We start from the raw sequence: 14450 nt of genomic DNA on the forward strand, positions 1-14450 counted from the left end.
TTTTTGTTACACTTTTTATAAAGATGAGTTTTACGATTAAAGGTTAAATTTTTATCACTACAAACATAGTGATAATTTTTAAATTTTTGTTTTCCTATGAAAAAGAAATATATTAAAAAAGAATCAAAACGATTCGCCCTTTTTTTTATGAATATCTATTTCATGGTAAGATAATCTTTGGCATAAATATTCTGCAAAAGAAGAGTGAAATTAATTTTTGATTTTGTGTAACATAATCTGAATAGATTTTGTCTTATTGAAGGCATAAACAACAATTTTAAAGGGAAGTAAGAAAATTGATATTCTTACTTATTCTAAATAGGAAAATCTGATTTGAATCATAGATTAAAAAAAAATTAAACTCTGGTACATATATATATATTTAATAATTTTGTAACATAAAATTTATAAAATGGGAATTATTTTAAAGCCTATAGATGTTGTAGAAGACATTTCTAAAGAAGATTTCTACGAAAAATATCTGAAGCCAAGAAGGCCCGTTGTCATCAGAAATATGGCAAAAAAGTGGCCTGCTTATCAAAAATGGACGATGGAATATATGAAGGAAGTTGTAGGAGATGTGGAGGTACCGCTATACGACAGCTCAAAGGCAGATCCTTCGGCTCCCATCAATGCATCTGCAGCAAAAATGAAGTTTGGAGATTATATAGATCTTATCCAGCGAGAGCCAACCGATCTTAGAATTTTTCTCTTCGACCCTATAAAATATGCCCCGAAACTTTTGGAAGATTATATTTCTCCTAAAGACCTGATGGGAGGATTCCTGGATAAGTATCCGAATATGTTCTTTGGTGGAAAAGGATCAGTGACATTCCTTCACTTTGACATTGATATGGCTCATATTTTCCATACTCACTTCAACGGAAGAAAACATATTCTTCTTTTTGATTACAAATGGAAAGAAAGACTGTATCAGATTCCATACGCAACCTATGCCCTGGAAGATTATGATATTGAAAATCCTGACTTCACCAAGTTCCCTGCACTGGATGGTGTGGAAGGAATTGAGTGTTTCCTTGAACATGGAGATACCTTATTCATGCCTACCGGATGGTGGCATTGGATGAAGTATCTGGACGGAAGTTTCTCAATTTCTTTAAGAGCCTGGGACAAATCATGGGCTGTAAAAGCACATTCTCTATGGAATCTTACTGTACAGCGTAAATTTGACGATATTATGAAGTCTAATTTCAAAAAGAAATACATGGACTGGAAGGAGAAAATGGCGATCAAAAGAGCAGAAATAGCTTTGAAAAGAGGCTTACCAAGATAAACTAAAACAGGCGTTTCCATGGAAACGCCTGTTTTAGTTTATTTATTATCAATTGATTACAACACTCTGTAAACCGGATACTGCCTGAAAGTTTTCTCTTCAAAATAAGGAGAATGCCTGTAGATCCAATCCAGTTGTGCAGTTCCATCTTCGGACAGTTTTTTGTCGGACGCTTTCGCTGCTTCAAAGGCTTCTTTCAGCTTTTTATCTTTTTTCAGGAGTTCGGCAGCTGTATCTTCGAAAATATAAGCAGAATAGTATTCTTTCTGCGCCAGAATTCCATCGAAGAAATTCCAGTTGAAAAATGAATCTAATGCCTCAGGCTCAAGAGTTTCTATAATATATTTTACCCCTGGCTGATCGGTAGTAACTAGATAATCTCCTGCCGAAAACAGCAAACTTTTACGGGAAGCATCAACCGTCGTTTCAAAGTGCAGATAATGGCCTTCATAAGGGTTTTTAACGGTTTTAAAATCTTTGATTTTATAGGACTCAACAGACAAAGTGCTGTCTTTCTGCAAAGGACTCATCTGAATATTGTTTCTCTTCAATTCTTCAATTACACGATATTGTGATTGTGGAATGACATAATACTTCGGAATGGTAATATATCCCGTTGGAACAGCTGTTGTAAAAAGCTTGATGTTCTTTGTAAAAGGCTTATTACGGTCATAATACAGCCTTGGCTTCCCCGAAACTTCACTAGGTTTGTACTTTCCTTCGTAGCCCTTAAAATCCATCGTTGAAAATTTTGTGGAGTCTATTTTCCAACGGATTCCATATTGTTTTCCGGCCTGATACTGTTTTAAATTTTCAATGCGGAGCTGCTTTATGGTATGATAATCTTTATCCAAATTCTGCAGGTTCACCAACATATATTTGTAGGTAGCATCTACCCTTTTATCGTAAGGCTTCAACATATGGGTTTCCGGAACGGTTCCTAAGGAATTGAAAAGTGAAGTATATCCTGTAGAATATCTGGGAGAATCTTCAAATGAGGCAAATCCTACTTCCGGAACATCTCCGTGAATGTTGACATAAGGAGTACTTTCATAGCCCAGCTTCTTCATATCTTCAAGATTTTTAGCCTGATAATCATTGTAGAAGTAATTCCCCAGAGTATTGCCCAGACGTTCTTTAAAAGTAGAAATATAGGTGAATGTATATTGATAATCCGCTCCGTTGCTGACGTGATTATCAATAAAAACATCCGGTTTTAACCATTGGTAGATTTCCTGAAAGCTTCTGGCATTTTTGGAATCTGCCTTGATAAAATCTCTGTTCAGATCATAATTTCTTGCATTTCCTCTGAAACCATACTGCTCCGGTCCATTCTGATTGGCTCTCGAGTAAGCCCCTCTGTTCAGCATTCCACTGACATTGTAAGCGGAAATAGCAGCAATAACAAAATTCTGCGGAGTTTTAATTTTTTTAGCCGCAAGATCTCTCATCAGCATCATGGTAGCGTCTATTCCATCCGGCTCTCCCGGGTGAATTCCATTGTTGACAAAAAGAATGGCTTTGTTTTTTCTTAATTTTTCAAGGTCTTTTTCAGGAAAAGGATTATAAACCACTACATAAATGGGTTTTCCATTGTCATCTTCTCCTTTTTTAAGGTATTGAATGGTATTGAAATTTTTAGCCAGATTCTGGTAATAGCTATTCATTTCATCGTAGGTAACAGTTTGATTGCCGTTCCCTTTTTCAAAAGGGGTCTGAAATGATTTTTGAGCCAAAAACAAGGTAGAACTTAATGTGAATAAAAGATATTTCAGTTTCATTGAAGTCATATTTTCAGACTTTAAAATTAATCATCTTTTATGAGAAACGGGGATGTCTTGGCAGTCAAAATTGCAAAAGATTGAAAAGGTAAAGTTGTTTTGCAGATAAAAACCAAACAGGTTTTGAAAACCTGTTTGGTTTGTTCTCAACAGTATTAATTTCGCCCTTTTTCTTTTGGATATAAGAAAGGAAGCGGATCGCTTTGCCAGAATTGCTTGGAGTCAATATCCATGATGGATAAAGATCCGGTATAGGCTGCTCCGGTATCCATATTCCAGATATTAGCTTTATTGGCTGGTATTTTGATCCCAATATCAAGAGTAGGCGTATGTCCGATGAATATTTCTTTATACAATAGCAGTCTTTTAGGATATAATTCAGAATTTTTCGACAGGTTTTTATCCATTGCCACGGCAGTTTCCCAAAGCGTTCTGTCCCAACGGTAATTGCTTGAGTACACTTCTTTTTCAGGACCGTGCATGGAAGCGTATCCGGCATGAATAAACAACCGGTTCTGATCATCAATATGATAATTTTTCATCCTTTGAAAGAATTCGAGATGAATATCCAGATCTTCAAGAGAATACTCAGCATAACTTTCTACTGTACTTTTTCCCCCATTGAAAAGCCATACATCAGGTTTTTGTCCTAAATTCAACCAATCTTCACACCATGCATCATGATTCCCTTTGATAAAAATACATTCCTGTCTTTCAGAAAGCTCCAGTAAGAACTGTACGACTTGTGAAGATTCGCTCCAACCATCTACATAATCTCCGAGGAAAATCAGTTGATCATTTTTCATCACTCCTGCTCTTTCCAGAACCTGCTGTAAGGCTTTAAATCCTCCGTGGATATCTCCTATGACTAATGTTCTGCTCATTTTACTTCGAAATATATTTTGCATCTACGAAATCTGTTAACCAAACCCCGTTTGCAGACTGAAAGAAAGATAATCCTTCCTGATGCATTGTTCCGGTTCTGATGGTCAAAATCACAGGTTTACCGTGTCTCATTCCAACCTTGGTAGCAGTCTCTTTATCAGCACTTAAGTGTACATGCTGACGGCTTCTTTTTTCAATTCCTTTTTCTAAAATAGAAGAAATATTGGCTTCTGCTGTTCCATGGTACAGAAATTCCGGAGGCTGTTTGGCTTCCAAAGCCAGGTCAATATCAATAGAGTGTCCCTGACTTGCTCTGATCATTGTTTTATCTTCATTAAAAGCAAAACGCTTTTTGTTGTTTGTTTCTACCACCTCATCTAATTCTTCGGGAGTAAAATATATTCTCTTTTGGGCTGATTTTGCTCTCAGCTCTTCCACATCTGCCCAACCATTTTCATCCAAGGTAAGACCTATACTATCCGGCTGATGACGTAAGATCAGGCTTAAAAATTTACTTATTTTTTTCTTTTCTATTTCGTTCATGGATTGTGTTTTAATTCATTAATTTTTGGTGTAATTTCTCACACAATGCTTCAATATCATCCTTTCTCACCAGCTCAGAAATCCATTCTTGTGGAATATTTTCATATCCATAATAAATTCCGGCAATTCCTCCTGTGATAGCTCCAGTTGTATCGGTATCTTCCCCGAGATTGACGGCCTTCAAAACAGCTTCAGAATAGCTTTCTGAGTTTAAAAAACACCATAGAGAGGCTTCCAGGCTGTGAAGAACATAGCCGCCGCTCTTAATTTCATCTTCAGGATATTTGGAAATATCATTTTTTAAGATCCTTCTGAAAAGTTCAATTTCATTAGGATTAAATCCTTGTTCTTCAGCATATTTTAAAGTGATATTCTGTGTTTGCTCATATGCTTCTTTTTTATTCTTTCCTTTCAACAGTTGAATGGCAAAAATGACATAGATGAAACAGGCAAAAACAGAACGGAAATGGCCGTGAGTTATTGCAGAAACCTCTTTTACCGTCAGATAGAGTTTCTGAATATCATTTTCCTTCTCAAGATAGAAAGCGAGGGGAAGAATTCTCATCAGAGAACCATTCCCGTTATCTTCTTCAAAAATATTTCCTGAAAATCGTGCACTCTCACCTTTGATTAATCTCGCCAGAGAATGTCTTGTCGTTCCTCCAATGTCAAAAAGCCTTCCATGGGCAGTCCAGTGACCGTATTTATTCCATTTTACGAAACTCTGTCCGATTTTTTCCAGATCATATCTTTTGGAAAGTTCATCAGCAAGGCAAAGTGTAAGAGAGCTGTCATCACTCCAGGTTCCTTTGGGCTGGTTCCATGACATATACTCCAGCATTTTTGTTACCGGAAAACGTTTTAAATCTTCTCTTTTTTTGAATTCTACAGGAACGCCAAGAGCATCTCCAATACAAACACCCATAATTCCAGCTTTTACCTTATTTTCCATCAGGCTAAATTGACTAATTTATCAAATAATATTTTCATTCCCTGAGTGGCTGTTTCCTTCATTACTACAGCTCTCTGTCCGTATCCGAATCCCGTTTCATTAGGATTGATGACAATTAAAAGGCAGTCATCTTTGATATCATGAATGAGCCCTGCTGCGGGATATACCTGCAAAGAAGTCCCGATTACCAACAGAATATCCGATTCTTTTACAATTTCTCTAGCGGTCTGATATAAAGGAACATCTTCTCCAAACCAAACGATAAATGGTCTTAATTGTGCCCCATCTTCTGCTTTATCTCCAATTTTAATATCATCTTTCTGTTGATAAATCAGGTTTTTATTGTTGCATGAGCATGATTTGAACAGTTCTCCGTGAATATGAAGAATCTTAGTAGATCCTGCTCTTTCGTGAAGGTCATCAATATTCTGGGTAATGATCTGAACATCAAAATATTTTTCCAGCTCCGCCAGTAATTGATGCGCTTCGTTAGGTTGTACTTCATGCAGCTGGCGTCTTCTCTGATTGTAAAATTCCAGAACCAAAGCTCTGTCTTTTTTCCAGCCTTCCGGACTTGCTACATCCGTTACATTATGATTTTCCCAGAGACCGTCTCCGTCTCTGAAGGTTTTTATTCCGCTTTCGGCACTGATTCCTGCACCGCTTAATATGGTTAGTTTTTTCATGGGTTTAATCTAAAAGTTTTTGGTAAATTATCTCATTTTCATCATCAAAACAAACAAATATAACTTTCTCAATGATATCCGATTTAAAATTTCTGACCGCATCTACAGCAATTTTTCCAGCCAGTTCTTTTGGAAACCTATAAACTCCCGTACTGATATTAGGAAAAGCAATGGTTTTCACACCAAGGCTTTCCGCTAATTTCAAAGAATTATGATAACAGTTTGCAAGAAGTTTTGATTCTTTCTCAGCATGACCATTCCAAACCGGGCCTACCGTATGAATAACATACTTTGCCGAAAGATTTCCAGCAGTAGTTACGACAGCTTCGCCAGTATTACACTTTCCTTGTCTGTTTCTAATTGCCCTGCATTCTTCCAATATCTTAGAACCTCCTGCCCGATGGATGGCACCATCAACTCCACCTCCACCAAGTAAGGAAGAATTGGCTGCGTTGACAATAGCATCGGCCTGGATTTTTGTGATATCCCCTTTTATTAATTCAATTTTCATTGTATTTCTTCAAATGGTTTCAGCATTTCTTCTTTCTTGGTAAGCACTGCGAAAACCACTCTTTTAAATTTATTTTTATATTTTCCCTGAAGATGCTTTTTAAATAATCCTGCAATTTCTTTTGGATCATTTTTGAAGACACCGCATCCCCAGGCTCCTAAAATCAGGACTTCATTTCCTTGTTGTAAAGCCAGTGAAAGCATTTTATCCATTCTAAGATCCATTGCATCAAGAATTTCATGTGCTCTTTCTGGTTCCTGACGTTTTACCACGCCTGCATTGACTGCCGGAGACGTGATGAAATTACACAGAACAGGCTTAGGAAGCAACTCTCCCTTATCTATCCTGAAAACAGGAACTTTAGGGCTGTAAATCATTGTATCCGTATAAAAACAGGATTCCATTGCACGGTGAATGATATAATAATCCCATGCCTGAAGTAAGCTTTCATAAAGTCCGGAAGTTCTTGCCAGGCTTTCTTCCTGAGCTTCCGCACCGTTGATAAATCCTCCGCCTGGATTTTTTGCTGATGCAAAATTCAGACACATAATCTTCTCCTGATTTTCTTCTTCGGCTAATTGTAAAATTGCTTTTAAAGAACTGCACTTCCATGCTTCAATTTTTGTTTCAAAACTGATTTCCGGCAACGGAGATTCTATCAATTCAGAAAGCTGTTCCGTAGTGAAAAGAACGGTTTCTTTCTTACTGATTTCCAGCTCGTTTTCTATATTTATTTTTTCGTTATGTTCGTTAATATAATATTTTTTAGCTAAGATATCCAAAGTATCTTTTGCCATTCCTTTATTTGTCATCGTTAGTTTTTTTTATGTTGATCATCAAATCTTCCAACTCAACACTTGCAGCTTTCTTAAAGTCATCTCCTATAAAGACTCTGATTACTTTGATATCTCCTACAATTGCCTTATTAAAGCTGTTAAGATCCTCAGAAGGAACCCATAATTCATTGTGATTTCTAGCTCCGACATTCTGTGCAGGATATTGGTCCGTCACTTTTTCCAACACCTCAAACCGGGTTACAAAACCAAGATAGTTTCCGGCTTCATCTCTTGTGTTCCATTTTTCTGCAATCTCTGAAGCATATTCTTCATTAAGAACTGGGTAAAAAATGGGCTGCCATTCCAGTCTTGGAGGAAATTTTTTAAATCCGCCTTCCATAATCAAGATCATTTCTTTTTCTCCTACCGGTCTGTATAATGTTGTTGTTTTCATGACGTTCGTTATTTAGTTATACTGTGGCTCCAATTCTGTAAGCCAGTACTTTTGACAAAGGATAATTTTTTTCTACCGGCAGCAGTTTCTTTGCCTTATCAAATTCTCCCGACCTGGTAAGATTCAGAATCTTCTTAACCAAAGGAGAATAATCTTCTATTTTTACAATCCATTCTTCATTGAACTCCTCAATCAGTGAGCGGCTGATTCCTACCTGAATGGAACGGTAATTCAGTTTTGCTCCTTTAATATTCCTTTCAGGATCCCATTGCACATATATTCCGGCATTTTCAAAATCTTTTTCCCATTTTCGGGGATCGGGATAGACCCTTTTTTCAGGTGAAGTAAGAATTGCTTTGCCTAAAGCTTTCTCCCAGGCTTCTCTTTTAATATGTAAGGCCAGGGTACATTCCTGATTGGGTTTCTGTCCATAATTGCTGCGCTCCATCATCCAAAGAAAAGAGGGCTTTATCCAGGTCATTCTGTTGAATGAAAAAGGAGCTGTAAATTTCTGATTCTCTACGGCTGATTTTGCAATTGCTTCATTATAGGCTTGATAGACAATCAGCGTGTCATTTTTATAATCTGCTCTTATTTCAAATTCTTTCATTGTTAGTTAATTTATTCAAAATCATACACATATACCTCCACATTCTTTACAAGCAATGTTCTTTCGATAATAGGTTCAATTTTTTCCCATTTTCCTCCTGCCAGTCCACATCCGATTCTTGGCATGTGAACGCTTGCGTTCAGCAGCAAAGCTTCATTGGAAAGTTTTTCCAGAGCTTTTACAATGGCATCATACCGAACAGGGACACCATTACTTCCGGTTTTTATTCCTTTTTGCCCGATTATATTGGCTACAAAAATGTATTTTTCAACCTGAACCAATTGAATTTCTCCTAATGCAAAATTATTTTTACTTCTGAAACGGTGCCAGTTTCTATATTCTTTTTCCGGCTCTTCCCATCTTTTGGAAACTGCCAGTACAAAACCTTTTCCCCAACCTCCGATATCATTGCAGATGTGGGCGATGATCTTTATTCCTTTCGCCTGTGGGACCGTAGCATCCCCTTTTAAATATTGTATCGTTTTCATGGTTATTTACTTTTATTCTCTATCATTTCCTCCTCTCCTAATAAAATTAACATTTTTAACTGCTGAATTTAAAAAATCCGTTTAAAATCTTTAGAATACGGAGAATAGGATCCATAGACAACATCAAATTCCTCATCAAGATTTTCTACTTTAAATTGTTCATCAATCTGATCCAGACAGGTAATGACAAGATTTTTTTTAACCGGAAATGCATAAGCTCCATCCAATTTTAAGGCATAATTCAGCAGTTTGTAATCTATTTCTCCGGTTCTTAGCTCCTTTTGATATTCATTGAATATACAGGTTTCTTCTTCATTGTTTTTCAGATTCATTTCTTTTTCATTGCTCATCCAGCCGTTTCCATGACGGGTAGAATAGCTTCTGGTGACATAATACATTTCAATATCTTCAATCTTTAAAAGCTTACAAATCTCACAGGCATTTTTTGAAGTCGTATATGCATAAGTCACATTGGGAAAAACGCCATGGTCCATATCGAGTAAAATACCCTGGCTTCCTTCAAAAACAAGGTGATCGAAGTTAGCCAGATAGTTATAGTCACTTATTTTCCAATCAATACTGTCAATAGCATCTAAAAAAGGCTGTAAAAGTTCACTAATTTCGTTTTCATCTATAAAGCCATAATAATAGGCAATTCCTTTCAACTTTTCCATCAGCATCTCTCTGGGCGCAATCATGTCTGCAGCAAATAGTTTGTAAGGACTTTCGTGTCTTTTCATGGTAGCTCCCACTCCTTTTCCGCAGGTTCCGTGTTCCAGATTACGGGCATTTGTTCTGTTCTGCCATACATCGAAAGGAGTTGTCAGCTTTGCCAATGGATGGATATGCAGCTCAATGTTTCCGTTCTTTGCTTTTAACTCTTCTCTTTCATTCAGAAGAAAAACCGGATGAATCGTACAATGCTCGGTAAAGTAAGAAGGCAGACCACGAAGTGCACCACTAGAAAAACTGGAATGCACATGCTTTCTTTCATCAATCATTACAGTATGAGCAGCCTGCTGACCTCCTGAAAATCTGATCACAACAGCCTCCGGATTCTGAGAAGCCAGGAAATCTGTAGTAATTCCTTTTCCTTCATCACCAAAACCAAGTCCTATGACTATTTGCGCCTTTTTCATCTCTTTTTATTTTTTTTAACCTTAATCACCACTTTATCAATTTACTACTGGTATTCAGAAATTCTAAAGCATCTGAAACTGATCCAATCCTCCTGTTCCTGTTGTTCCGATGCTTTTGTTTTTAAACTTATCACAGATAATGTTTTTAATAACATTCGGAATGTCCCTGTGATCTGCTATGGAAATACAGTTTTGTCCTAATAATTCTTTCCAGCCTCTGTCTGCTCTCAGTGCCTGATCGGAATGTAAAACACTGATGTGGAATACTTCATATTTTTTTTGTGCTTCTTCCAGGAGTTCAAAATGAGTATAGGTTTGCTGCCCTTTTCCCATAATTTCCCTGATGGCGGAAGCAGGAAGTGTTTTTAAACAAGGTTCATCACCTACGGTAAACAGTAATCCTTTTTGTCCTCTTTTTTCAAACGCATCGGTTCTGGTGTGAAATGCTGCAAAATACCATGCTAAAAGATAACTTTCACCTGCATTTCCACCTCCTCCGGATTCAATATAGGTTCGGGTAAGCCACATATCCAGTTCTGCATCTCCTGATTCGAACTGTCCCACCTGAAGCGGATAACCATCACATTCATGATCTCCGATTCCAAGGAACAATAAGGCCGGATCGGGAACGCCCCCCTGGATTATTCCGCCCATCAGTTTTGGCAATCCATCTCTGATTAACTCGTGAGGGATATGGCCCATACTTCCGGTAACATCTAATCCTAAAATAATGGGAACTGAATTGGGGTGAACTTCCGAATCCCGGGATTCCCTGAAAGAAATTCCATATGGATTCATCGATTCATGAGCCATTCTTTTGGCATTCTGGGTGAAAATTTCCCCTGCGGATTTTGTTCCGTAACCTGCTTTTCTTGCTCTGTCATAACGAGCGTCTAAATCATATCTTGTACTTCCCATGCCTATAATTTTTTTCCAAATAAATATTCAAATCTCTTTTGGGTAACTTCGAGCTGAATATTCAGATTTCTGATTGTTAATGATAATTCCATGTCTTTCTGAACGAATATTTCGGGATTGAAATCCGCAAAAGTCAGACTGTTCCTGTCCAAAGGGCTGATATCAATAAGCCCTTCCTGTTCGCGCTCTAGCCTTTTGATTTTTAGTTCGATATCTTCCACTCTGCGCCTGTAGATCAGTTCGGAATCTGCTCCGATGATCCTTGCCCGGTCTTCTCTTATCTGATCATTATTTCTCTGCAATGATTCGATAAATCTGGGTTTTAATTCATCTTCCATGATCAATATTTTATTTGTGTTGATATTACGCTAATTAAACAAGACATAGCAATGCCTTTCTCCGATCCGGTTGACTTATACTTTTGAATACATTATGTCTGTTCTCAAAACGTATTTCAAGCCACTGATCAGTGTTTTTCCTTCGTGTCTTAAGGGGTGGTGAAAAACAAGAGCGGTTCCTTTCTTCGGAGCTACTGTAAACAGGTTTTCAAATTCTGTTTCTCCGCCTTCAAAATCATCATTCAGATAGATCATAAAGGTATAAAAGCTCTTTTCTCTTTCATTCCGGATATAACTTCCGTCTCTGTGCATTTTGAACTGCTGCCCGGGAGCATATTTATAAACTCTGAGCATTTCATTAAAGTTAAGAATCTGATATCCATCATGTTCCTGAGGTAAAAAATCTACAGCCTTGTTAAAAAGCTCTTCAGCGATTGCTGTATCAAAAATCATCAGCCGGTCGTTATTTCTGATTCCTTTATTCATCTGCTGGCGTCCGAATACATTGATCTTTGCTTCTTCAAAGACTTTTTCCTGTGAAAGACTGATATAATGATCACATTCAGACTCAATCAGAAAATCTTCAATCAGAAATATTTGTGGGTGTAATTCTATTTTTTCCATAATTAATATTTTGTGCCTGGTTGTGTTTTTACCTTCTTAATTCATCCCTTACTTCCATCAAAGCAAATCCTAACAGGTTTTCTCCGTTCCATAGTAAAGGATTTTCTGCTCTGCTGTCCTTTTCCAGCATCCCGATTCCCCAGATTCTATCATAAGGACTCGCTTCTACCAGAACTTTGTCTCCGGTTGACAAAAGAAAGTCTTTAAATTTCTGATTTTGAGAGAATTTCAAAAAATTTCCCCTGGTAACAATTTCAAATTTATGCTCGTCCCACTGTTTCGGATCAAAGTTTTTTACTTTTCTACCCAGAGCTTTTGCCTGATTCGGAGTAGCGGCTTTTAAAATTTCCTTTTCCATTTCAGCATCATTAAATAATCTTGCTTTTATAGCCATCATATAATGTTCTGCTGTTCTATAGGTAATTCCGTTTTCTTCAAAACTTCCTGGAAACCATTGGCTGAAACATGATTTGGTAACAATATCTTTTGCCGTGTGTCCCCAGAAAAAGAGATATTTTATCTTTTCCTTTTTTTGAAAGCGTTCTATAATATTTTGTAAGGTATATTTCATGATTGCGTTATTTTGACACAAATTTAAAAGAATATCAGCGTTTGGACCAAATTTATTTGTGTTAATTTTACGCTAATAAATATAATTAATTGATTTCCAGCAATAAAAATTTAATCTTAACAAACACCAATAACACAAATTTTAATCACATATGACACAAATTTGATAGGTTTCAGCTAAAACTGGTGGAATTTGATCTTAAAAATTGTTATTACATCAATGTCATTCTGAACACAGACTGAAGGTCTGCGAACGTAGTTCAACAGTGTTGTGAAGAATCTAACCAATTACGAGATTCTTCCTCCGTCAGAATGACAGAAGACCGATAATACAATTGGGAGTCAAAGACATTTGTGAAATTTGTGTTTAAAACAAACTATTTGATTTCAAAATAAAAGCCCTGCTCTTCCAGCTCTTTATATTTTTCTTTATTGAAAGTAAAAAGTTTCCCGGGTCTGCCGCTACCCTCTTTTTTAACGTTATTGGTTTCGTTCAGGAGTCCGTAGCTCATGATTTTCTTGCGGAAGTTTCTTCTGTCAATTTCCTGTCCGACAATTGTTTTATAAAGGTTTTCAAGATCTGAAAAAGGGAATTCTTCATTGAGAAGATTGAAGCCGATCGGCTGGTATTGAATTTTTGTGCGAAGTCTTTTTAATGCTGTCTCAATAATGGTTTTGTGATCAAATGCTACTGATGGAAGTTTATTAATACTAAACCATTGTGCGTCATCGGCATCTGAATCGGCAAACAGTTCATGATAAGAAGGGTTTACAAGCCCCAAATAAGCCACAGAAACCACTCTGTTTCTCGGATCGCGACCGAGATTACCAAATGTATAGAGCTGCTCTAAAAAATCGGGTTTTATGCCGGCTTCTTCGTAAAGTTCTCTTTTTACGGCATCATCTACACTTTCATCATCAAGAACAAGACCTCCCGGAAGGGCCCAACCTCCTTTAAAAGGTTCAATATTTCTTTTAATCAGAAGGATCTGAAGATCTTTTTTATCAAAATATCCAAAGATAACGGCATCTACAGCCACTTTTATATCCTGTAATTTTTTTGGAGACTCCATAATTTGATTTGCGTTATGAATACACAAAGTTACAATTTATGCCTGTATTAAAAAAAATTTTAATTAACATAAAAGTTCTTACCTTTAAGTTATCTTTCTAACCATCTTAAAACTAAATTATTATGAAAAATTTATTAGCAATTCTTTCTGCAGCTTTCCTGTTAACAGCTTGCGAGAAAGGAAAAACGACAGCTTCCACTGGTTCTGATAAAACAGATTCAGCTTCTACATCTGAATGGAAACCTGTAGATTCCGCAACCGCCATGAAAGACTGGATGGCGTACTCAACTCCGGGAGAAATGCAGAAAATGCTTGCAAAATCTGATGGAACCTGGACTGGTGAAACAACAATGTGGATGGAAAACGGGGCAAAACCTATGATAAGTAAATCCGAGGCTACCAATAAAATGATGTTTGGCGGACGTTATCAGATCACAAATCATAAAGGCGACTTTATGGGGATGCCTTTTGAAGGAATGAGCATTGTGGGATATGATAACGCAAAGAAAAAGTTTGTCAGTACATGGATCGACAATATGGGAACCGGAATCATGCATAGCGAAGGCGACTGGAACCCTTCCACAAAATCAGTTGAATTCAAAGGGAAAATGACAGATCCTTCAAGACCTGGAAATGATTGTAATTTCAGAGAAGTATTCACTTTTGTGGATGATAATACTCAAAAGCTTGAAATGTACGGCCCTGATTCCAAGACCGGAAAGGAATATAAAACCATGGAAATAAAATATACGCGCAAAAAATAATCCATAAAAAAAACCGCTTCATCAGAAGCGGTTTTTACTTTATA

The 14450-nt window shown here is 37.0% G+C and carries 18 protein-coding genes; 2 read left to right on the forward strand and 16 right to left on the reverse strand.

The features are described 5' to 3' along the window. Positions 1–412 precede the first annotated feature (412 nt). Positions 413–1294: a cupin-like domain-containing protein gene (locus tag DEU40_RS05575; protein ID WP_110008924.1), complete on the forward strand. Its 882-nt coding sequence runs from the start codon at positions 413–415 to the stop codon at positions 1292–1294. 56 nt (positions 1295–1350) lie between these two features. Here DEU40_RS05575 and DEU40_RS05580 read toward each other — a convergent pair whose 3' ends face one another. From DEU40_RS05580 to DEU40_RS05655, 16 genes are all read right to left on the reverse strand, one after another. Then, positions 1351–3075: a hypothetical protein gene (locus DEU40_RS05580; protein WP_110008925.1), complete on the reverse strand. Its 1725-nt coding sequence runs from the start codon at positions 3073–3075 to the stop codon at positions 1351–1353. A 155-nt stretch (positions 3076–3230) separates the two neighbouring features. Beyond that, complete coding sequence (locus DEU40_RS05585; RefSeq protein ID WP_110008926.1) at positions 3231–3959, reverse strand: metallophosphoesterase family protein; 729 nt, start codon at positions 3957–3959, stop codon at positions 3231–3233. A gap of 1 nt (position 3960) precedes the next feature. Next, positions 3961–4503 (reverse strand): RNA 2'-phosphotransferase, encoded by a 543-nt coding sequence (locus DEU40_RS05590; RefSeq protein ID WP_110008927.1) that lies wholly within the window; start codon positions 4501–4503, stop codon positions 3961–3963. Between the two features lie 10 nt (positions 4504–4513). After that, positions 4514–5455 carry an ADP-ribosylglycohydrolase family protein gene (locus DEU40_RS05595; RefSeq protein ID WP_110008928.1) on the reverse strand — a complete coding sequence of 314 codons (942 nt, stop codon included), beginning with the start codon at positions 5453–5455 and terminating at the stop codon, positions 4514–4516. Continuing rightward, complete coding sequence (locus DEU40_RS05600; RefSeq protein ID WP_110008929.1) at positions 5455–6141, reverse strand: SIR2 family NAD-dependent protein deacylase; 687 nt, start codon at positions 6139–6141, stop codon at positions 5455–5457. Before DEU40_RS05600 ends, DEU40_RS05595 begins: the two co-directional genes overlap by 1 nt. A 4-nt stretch (positions 6142–6145) precedes the next feature. Further along, entirely contained in the window at positions 6146–6652 is a 507-nt protein-coding gene (locus DEU40_RS05605) for an O-acetyl-ADP-ribose deacetylase (protein ID WP_110008930.1), read from the reverse strand. Next, positions 6649–7464 carry a TIGR02452 family protein gene (locus DEU40_RS05610; RefSeq protein WP_110008931.1) on the reverse strand — a complete coding sequence of 272 codons (816 nt, stop codon included), beginning with the start codon at positions 7462–7464 and terminating at the stop codon, positions 6649–6651. Before DEU40_RS05610 ends, DEU40_RS05605 begins: the two co-directional genes overlap by 4 nt. Beyond that, positions 7454–7882, reverse strand: coding sequence for an ADP-ribosylation/crystallin J1 (locus DEU40_RS05615; RefSeq protein WP_110008932.1), 429 nt, complete (start codon positions 7880–7882; stop codon positions 7454–7456). The genes DEU40_RS05610 and DEU40_RS05615 overlap by 11 nt, the downstream gene beginning before the upstream one ends. A 16-nt stretch (positions 7883–7898) precedes the next feature. Beyond that, positions 7899–8492, reverse strand: a complete 594-nt coding sequence (locus DEU40_RS05620; protein ID WP_110008933.1) for a DUF4291 domain-containing protein — start codon at positions 8490–8492, stop codon at positions 7899–7901. 11 nt (positions 8493–8503) lie between these two features. Continuing rightward, the gene (locus DEU40_RS05625) at positions 8504–8980 is read right to left on the reverse strand and encodes a macro domain-containing protein (protein WP_110008934.1); all 477 of its coding nucleotides are present in this window, start codon (positions 8978–8980) and stop codon (positions 8504–8506) included. 68 nt (positions 8981–9048) lie between these two features. Next, positions 9049–10119 (reverse strand): adenylosuccinate synthetase, encoded by a 1071-nt coding sequence (locus DEU40_RS05630; protein ID WP_110008935.1) that lies wholly within the window; start codon positions 10117–10119, stop codon positions 9049–9051. Positions 10120–10182: 63 nt separating this feature from the next. After that, positions 10183–11037 (reverse strand): hypothetical protein, encoded by an 855-nt coding sequence (locus tag DEU40_RS05635; RefSeq protein WP_110008936.1) that lies wholly within the window; start codon positions 11035–11037, stop codon positions 10183–10185. 2 nt (positions 11038–11039) lie between these two features. After that, a complete protein-coding gene (locus DEU40_RS05640; protein WP_110008937.1) occupies positions 11040–11375 on the reverse strand; it encodes a hypothetical protein in 336 nt (111 codons plus the stop codon). A gap of 75 nt (positions 11376–11450) precedes the next feature. Continuing rightward, positions 11451–11999, reverse strand: coding sequence for a 2OG-Fe(II) oxygenase (locus DEU40_RS05645; protein ID WP_110008938.1), 549 nt, complete (start codon positions 11997–11999; stop codon positions 11451–11453). Between the two features lie 28 nt (positions 12000–12027). Further along, a complete protein-coding gene (locus DEU40_RS05650; RefSeq protein ID WP_110008939.1) occupies positions 12028–12570 on the reverse strand; it encodes an NADAR family protein in 543 nt (180 codons plus the stop codon). A gap of 376 nt (positions 12571–12946) precedes the next feature. Next, the gene (locus tag DEU40_RS05655; protein WP_110008940.1) at positions 12947–13642 is read right to left on the reverse strand and encodes an NUDIX hydrolase; all 696 of its coding nucleotides are present in this window, start codon (positions 13640–13642) and stop codon (positions 12947–12949) included. 122 nt (positions 13643–13764) lie between these two features. On the opposite strand from DEU40_RS05655, the gene DEU40_RS05660 reads away from it, so the two are divergent. Then, on the forward strand, positions 13765–14406 hold the full coding sequence (locus DEU40_RS05660) for a DUF1579 domain-containing protein (protein WP_110008941.1): 642 nt from the start codon (positions 13765–13767) through the stop codon (positions 14404–14406). Positions 14407–14450 lie beyond the last annotated feature (44 nt).

The sequence above is a fragment of the Chryseobacterium sp. AG844 genome (assembly GCF_003182335.1).
GTDB lineage: Bacteria > Bacteroidota > Bacteroidia > Flavobacteriales > Weeksellaceae > Chryseobacterium > Chryseobacterium cupriresistens.

Bases quoted from the DNA above. Each gene is read 5' to 3' on its own strand.
- DEU40_RS05575 (WP_110008924.1), top strand. From the start codon at position 413: ATGGGAATTATTTTAAAGCCTATAGATGTTGTAGAAGACATTTCTAAA.
- DEU40_RS05580 (WP_110008925.1), bottom strand. From the start codon at position 3,075: ATGAAACTGAAATATCTTTTATTCACATTAAGTTCTACCTTGTTTTTG.
- DEU40_RS05585 (WP_110008926.1), bottom strand. From the start codon at position 3,959: ATGAGCAGAACATTAGTCATAGGAGATATCCACGGAGGATTTAAAGCC.
- DEU40_RS05590 (WP_110008927.1), bottom strand. From the start codon at position 4,503: ATGAACGAAATAGAAAAGAAAAAAATAAGTAAATTTTTAAGCCTGATC.
- DEU40_RS05595 (WP_110008928.1), bottom strand. From the start codon at position 5,455: ATGGAAAATAAGGTAAAAGCTGGAATTATGGGTGTTTGTATTGGAGAT.
- DEU40_RS05600 (WP_110008929.1), bottom strand. From the start codon at position 6,141: ATGAAAAAACTAACCATATTAAGCGGTGCAGGAATCAGTGCCGAAAGC.
- DEU40_RS05605 (WP_110008930.1), bottom strand. From the start codon at position 6,652: ATGAAAATTGAATTAATAAAAGGGGATATCACAAAAATCCAGGCCGAT.
- DEU40_RS05610 (WP_110008931.1), bottom strand. From the start codon at position 7,464: ATGACAAATAAAGGAATGGCAAAAGATACTTTGGATATCTTAGCTAAA.
- DEU40_RS05615 (WP_110008932.1), bottom strand. From the start codon at position 7,882: ATGAAAACAACAACATTATACAGACCGGTAGGAGAAAAAGAAATGATC.
- DEU40_RS05620 (WP_110008933.1), bottom strand. From the start codon at position 8,492: ATGAAAGAATTTGAAATAAGAGCAGATTATAAAAATGACACGCTGATT.
- DEU40_RS05625 (WP_110008934.1), bottom strand. From the start codon at position 8,980: ATGAAAACGATACAATATTTAAAAGGGGATGCTACGGTCCCACAGGCG.
- DEU40_RS05630 (WP_110008935.1), bottom strand. From the start codon at position 10,119: ATGAAAAAGGCGCAAATAGTCATAGGACTTGGTTTTGGTGATGAAGGA.
- DEU40_RS05635 (WP_110008936.1), bottom strand. From the start codon at position 11,037: ATGGGAAGTACAAGATATGATTTAGACGCTCGTTATGACAGAGCAAGA.
- DEU40_RS05640 (WP_110008937.1), bottom strand. From the start codon at position 11,375: ATGGAAGATGAATTAAAACCCAGATTTATCGAATCATTGCAGAGAAAT.
- DEU40_RS05645 (WP_110008938.1), bottom strand. From the start codon at position 11,999: ATGGAAAAAATAGAATTACACCCACAAATATTTCTGATTGAAGATTTT.
- DEU40_RS05650 (WP_110008939.1), bottom strand. From the start codon at position 12,570: ATGAAATATACCTTACAAAATATTATAGAACGCTTTCAAAAAAAGGAA.
- DEU40_RS05655 (WP_110008940.1), bottom strand. From the start codon at position 13,642: ATGGAGTCTCCAAAAAAATTACAGGATATAAAAGTGGCTGTAGATGCC.
- DEU40_RS05660 (WP_110008941.1), top strand. From the start codon at position 13,765: ATGAAAAATTTATTAGCAATTCTTTCTGCAGCTTTCCTGTTAACAGCT.